The 5343-nt window shown below is 66.7% G+C and carries 5 protein-coding genes; 2 read left to right on the top strand and 3 right to left on the bottom strand.

Features of this window, described 5'->3' with window-relative positions:
• The first annotated feature begins 122 nt into the window (after positions 1 to 122).
• Entirely contained in the window at positions 123 to 617 is a 495-nt protein-coding gene (locus ASE59_RS02885) for a hypothetical protein (protein WP_056451758.1), read from the top strand.
• Between the two features lie 9 nt (positions 618 to 626).
• Here the strand turns inward: ASE59_RS02885 and ASE59_RS02880 are convergent, their stop codons facing one another.
• From ASE59_RS02880 to hemB, 3 genes are read right to left on the bottom strand one after another with little or no spacing between them, the layout of a single operon-like run.
• Positions 627 to 2822 carry a spermidine synthase gene (locus ASE59_RS02880; RefSeq protein ID WP_056452773.1) on the bottom strand — a complete coding sequence of 732 codons (2196 nt, stop codon included), beginning with the start codon at positions 2820 to 2822 and terminating at the stop codon, positions 627 to 629.
• Entirely contained in the window at positions 2819 to 3349 is a 531-nt protein-coding gene (locus ASE59_RS02875; protein WP_056451756.1) for a GNAT family N-acetyltransferase, read from the bottom strand. The genes ASE59_RS02880 and ASE59_RS02875 overlap by 4 nt, the downstream gene beginning before the upstream one ends.
• Positions 3346 to 4332, bottom strand: coding sequence for a porphobilinogen synthase (gene hemB, locus ASE59_RS02870; RefSeq protein WP_056452770.1), 987 nt, complete (start codon positions 4330 to 4332; stop codon positions 3346 to 3348). The genes ASE59_RS02875 and hemB overlap by 4 nt, the downstream gene beginning before the upstream one ends.
• Positions 4333 to 4415: 83 nt before the next feature.
• Between hemB and ASE59_RS02865 the strand changes: the two genes are divergently transcribed.
• Positions 4416 to 5300 (top strand): diacylglycerol/lipid kinase family protein, encoded by an 885-nt coding sequence (locus tag ASE59_RS02865; RefSeq protein ID WP_056451754.1) that lies wholly within the window; start codon positions 4416 to 4418, stop codon positions 5298 to 5300.
• Positions 5301 to 5343 lie beyond the last annotated feature (43 nt).

Here is a 5343-nt window from a genome sequence, read left to right as displayed (position 1 = left end):
TTCGTAGTCTGATGCTCTATCCAGCTGAGCTACGGGTGCCCGGTGGAGGCAGCCTGTTAGACGTGGCATTTTGGTCTGGCAAGCCTGTTGTGCGAATTTTTTTGGCCGCATATCGGGGGCAGATGAAAGCCGCCCCGATCCCGCCCGTCCTGTTCGCCGCCCTGTTGTCGGCCTGTGCCGCGCCGCGTGGGGACTATCCGTCGCTGCTGCCGCGTCCGATCGAAAAGATCAGCCTCGCCGAACCGGTCCATCCGGTGCCGGTATCCAAGCCCGAGCCGGCACTCGATGGCAAGATCGCCGCCGCGACTACCGCCGCCTCCGCCGCGACACGATCGTTCGATGCGGCGGTCGCGCGCGCGCGGCCGCTGGTCCGCGCTGCCGCCGGAAAAGCGGAGGGCAGCGAGCCATGGCTGAATGCGCAGGTGGCGCTGGCCGAACTCGATGTCGCGCGCACCGCGATCGACACGCCGCTTGCCGATCTCGAACGGCTGGGGATCGACCGCGCCGCCGCCGGGTCACCACCCTACCCCGCGCTCGACGCCGCGCTTGCCCGTGCGACCGATGCCGCCAATGCCCAGCGCACGGCGATCGCGACGCTGGGAACGAACCTGCGCTAGGACGCGCGGCTATTGCAGCGCGCGCAACACCGGCAGAATCGACGCATAATCATCGGTCCATGGCGCGGTGTCGGTCACCGGCAGCGGCTCCCAATAGCCGCCGCTTGCCAGCAATTCGCCGAGCACCTCAGGATCGCGGGTCAGGGCGATCCACACCGATCCGCTGTCGCCGGCCGCGCCACCGACCGGCTGATATGCCAATTGCGCCGCCATCCATCCCGATGCCGTCCGCGCCACGACCGGAGCCAGGTCGAGATAGCGGTTCGACACATGCACCAGCAACAGCCCGCGCCGCCCCAGCACCCGGCCATAGGTGTCGAACGCCTCTCGCGTCATCAGGTGCATCGGCACCGCGTCCGAGGAAAAGGCGTCGAGCGCCAGCAGGTCGAGGCTACCGGCCGCTGCCTGGGCAATGCTCAACCGCGCATCGCCCAGCACGATCTGCGCATCTGGCGCACAGCGGCGCAGGAAGGTGAAGGCACCCGAATCACGCGCGATCCGCACGACGAGCGGATCGATCTCGTAAAAACGCCATTGCTGCCCCGGCTGCGCATAACAGGCGAGCGTCCCGGTGCCGAGCCCGACGATACCGATCCGCGCGTTCCTGCCGTACAGCGCAGGCGCCGCACGCAACGCCTCTCCCACCCCCGAATTGGGGACATAGTAGGTGGTCGGGGTCCGCTCACGCTCGGGGCTGCCGGTCAGCTGGATGCCGTGCAGCGTGGTGCCGTGCTGCAACTCGTTCACCCCCTGCCCCCGCGTGATCGTATAGACGCCGAAATAGCTCCGCGTCCGTGCGCCCGGCTCCAGCGACAACTCAATCGCGCGATAGCCGCCGAACAGGAACAGGGCACCGGCCAGCGCGAAGACATAGGGCACGCGCGATCCGATCGCGACGACGCCGACGATCGTAATGGCAAGGAACGCGATCGGCCCGGGTGCGGCGCCCATCACGCCGCCCGGATTGGCGAGACCGAGAACGATGAGGCCGCTGATGACGACCAGTACCGCGATGGTCAGCCGCACGCCGCCCGCCTGCCACAGCCGCTCGGTCGCCGGCAGCAGGAACGGTAGCGGCGCGAGGATGCCAGCTGCAAGGATCAGGAGCGGATATTCGTACGTCCAGTCGAACAGCACCGGCGCGATCACCCCGGCGAACACCCCGCCCAGCGCCCCGCCGACCGACATGGCCAGATAGAAGCCGGTCAATCGTGCCGGTGCCGGCCGCAACGCGTACATCTTCGTATGCAGCGCGACCGATACCGCGAACAACAGCATCAGCGCCGCAAGCGCGCTCAGCAGCGGCCAGTCATGATGCCCGCCGATCATCATCCCACCGAACACAAGGATGGTAATCGGGGCATAGCGGGTGATCGCCTCCGCCAACCCGCGCCGATCGGCAAAGGCGACGGTGAAGCTCAACAGATACAGCCCCAGCGGCAGCACCCATAGCAGCGGCACTGCGACGATATCGGTCGTCAGGAAGGTCGAGGTCGCCAGCATCAATCCCGACGGGACCAGCGCCAGCACGATCCAGTGCAGCACCCGCCGCGTAGTCGGTGCCTCACCCGGATCGAGCTTCACCGCCTGTTCGCGGCGATGCGGCAGCAACCAGCCGCAACCGATGACGAATATGGTCAGCAGCGCATAGCCTGCGCTCCACCCCCAGCTTTGCGAGCGCAGCGGCAGCAGCGGCTCGACGATCAGCGGATAGGCGATCAGCCCCGCGAAACTGCCGACGTTCGACGCGGCATAGAGCGCATAGGGATCACGCCCCGGACAGATGAACGCGAACCAGCGTTGCAGCAGCGGCGCCTGTGCCGACACGGCAAAGAACAGCGGCCCAATCGACGCCGCCAGCAGCCACGGCGCCCACAGCGCCGGCTCGACCCCCGCGGGCACCTGCGTCGCGTTGACCCCGATCGGCAGCCATACTGCTGCGCACAACAGCACCAGCAGATGCACCGCCGCCTGCGCCTTGGGCATCAGCTTGCCGAGCAGATGGGCATAGGCATAGCCGCCCAGCAGCAGCGCCTGATAGACGAGCATCGCCGAGTTCCACACCGCCGGCGCACCGCCCAGTTGCGGCAACGCCATGCGCGCGACCATTGGCTGGACGAGGAACAGCAGGAACGATCCGATCAGGATCGTCGCGACGAAGATCCAGCGGACAGGCCAGCCGGCGGTCCTTGCGGGCGCGCTCACGGCCGCTGCTTCCAATAGGTGATATGGCGCTTTAGCGTACTGTCGTCGGCCACGGCCGGATGATCGAAATCTTGATCGGCCGCGCGCACCATGCCCAGCCGCTCCATCAACCCCCAGCTACGGGTGTTGCGCGGGCTGGTGATTGCGCCGATCCGATCGACCGGCAGGTTGGCGAACCCCCAGTCGAGGCTTGCCTGCGCCGCTTCCTTCGCAAACCCCCGGCCCCAATGTTCCTTGCCGAAACGCCAGCCGATCTCGACCTCGCCCTCCAGCGGCGTCCCCTCGGCGCCGGGTTTCAGTCCGCAGAAACCAAGCATCTGCCCGCTGGCGCGCTCCTCGGCCACCCAGAAGCAATAGCCATGCTGATCGGCGAACCCGTCCTGCCGGGCGATGGCGGCATCGACCTCCTCGCGCGTCATCAGCGCCGGAAAATAGCGCATGACCTCTGGATCCGAACAATGCGCGTAGAAGGTCGCGCGATCCCGCTCGTGCCAGCGCCGCAACACCAGCCGTTCGGTATCGATCATGCCCCCAGCAACCGCGCGGCATGGGCGGCGTGATAGGTCAGCACGCCCGAACACCCCGCCCGCTTGAACGCCAGCAGCGTTTCCAGCACCAGCGCGTCGCGATCGGCAACGCCCGCCGCCACGCCCGCCTCGATCAGCGCATATTCGCCCGATACCTGATAGGCGAACACCGGTACCTCGAACGCCGCCTTCACCCGGGTGATGATGTCGAGATAGGGCAGTCCCGGCTTCACCATCACGCTGTCGGCACCCTCGGCGATATCGAGTGCGACCTCGCGCAGCGCTTCCTCGCTATTCGCGGGGTCCATCTGATAGGTCTTCTTGTCGCCTTTCAGCAGCCCGCGCGATCCCACCGCATCGCGGAACGGCCCGTAGAAGGCGCTGGCATATTTGGCGGCATAGGCCATGATCTGGACGTGGACGTGGCCCGCCCCTTCCAGCCCATCGCGGATCGCACCGACCCGGCCGTCCATCATGTCCGACGGCGCGACAATATCGCTGCCCGCCGCCGCCTGCACCATCGCCTGTCGTACCAGCGCATCGGACGTCGCGTCGTTCAGCACATAGCCGTCCGCATCGACGATCCCGTCATGGCCATGCGAGGTATATGGATCGAGCGCGACGTCGGTCAGCACGCCGATCCCCGGCACGGCATCCTTGATCGCCCGGATCGCGCGACACATCAGATTGTCGGGATTGAGTGCCTCCGCACCGTCGTCGCTGCGCAACTGCGGCGGCGTATTCGGGAACAGCGCCACCACCGGTATGCCTAGGTCCCGCGCCTCCCGCGCACGCTCGACGATCCCCGCCAGATTCCAGCGCGATACGCCCGGTAGCGAAGCGATCGGCTCGCCATCGCCTTCGGTCACGAACAGCGGCCAGATCAGATCGGCGGGGGTCAGGACCGTTTCGGCATGGAGGCGGCGGCTCCAGCCGGAGGCGCGGGTACGGCGCAGGCGGATTGCGGGATAAGCAGCGGACATGGCGCGACTTGTGGGCCAGTCCCGCCGGTCGATCAACCCAAAGTCGCGTGGCTCCATTTTCGTTACGGAGCGTTACCGACCGCATGACGCAGATCCGCTCCGCCGCCATGATCGTCAATGCCCGGTCACGCAGCGGGCAGGACCAGTTTGCGCAGGCGTGCGGCGCGATGAAGGGCATGCCGTTCGAGGTCGATGCCCATGCCGTGGAAGACCCCGACGAGCTGGTTCCGACGCTGAAACGCGCGCTCGAACGCAAACCGGATCTGGTCATTCTGGGCGGCGGTGATGGCACGATCAGCAGCCTTGTCGACTATCTGCTCGGTCACGACGTCATCCTGGGTGTGCTGCCGTTCGGCACCGCCAACAGCTTCTGCCGCACGCTCGGCATCCCGCTCGACATTCCGGGGGCGGTCGAGGTGTTGAAGACCGGCCGCCCCCGACGCATCGACCTCGGCATGATCGATGGCGACTATTTCGCCAATTGCGCCGCGATCGGCCTGTCGCCGCAGATTGCACAGACCGTCCCCCACGGCGTTAAGAAACTGTTCGGCAGAGCCGGCTATCTCGCCTGGGCGACGCTGCAATTCGCGAAGTTCCACCCGTTCCAACTGATCGTCGGCGAAGGTCCGAACGCCAAGCGGATGACCGCGACCGAGGTTCGCATCTCCAACGGCCGCTTCCATGGCGGCACCGAATTGGTCGAGGAAGCGCGGCTCGACAGCGGCGAAATCATCATTCAGGTCGTGTGCGGCAAGGGTAAGCGCAGTCTGGTGCGCAATTGGGCGGCCGGCTTCTTCCGCCTCGATTCGCGCCGGGTCGATACCGTGACCTTCCACGGCAAGGCGCTCCGCGTCGAAACCGTGCCGCCGCTGCCGATCTCGATTGATGGCGAGGTGCTGGCGAAGACCCCGGTGATGGCGAAAGTCGCGGCGGGGATCATCGAGGTGATGGCGCCGGTGGAGGCGTGATTGCTCCTTTAGTCGTCCTCGCGCAGGCGGGGACCCATATACG

The organism is Sphingomonas sp. Leaf10 (genome assembly GCF_001421245.1).
Lineage (GTDB): Bacteria > Pseudomonadota > Alphaproteobacteria > Sphingomonadales > Sphingomonadaceae > Sphingomonas.
This window is presented reverse-complemented; position numbering and strand designations above follow the sequence as displayed.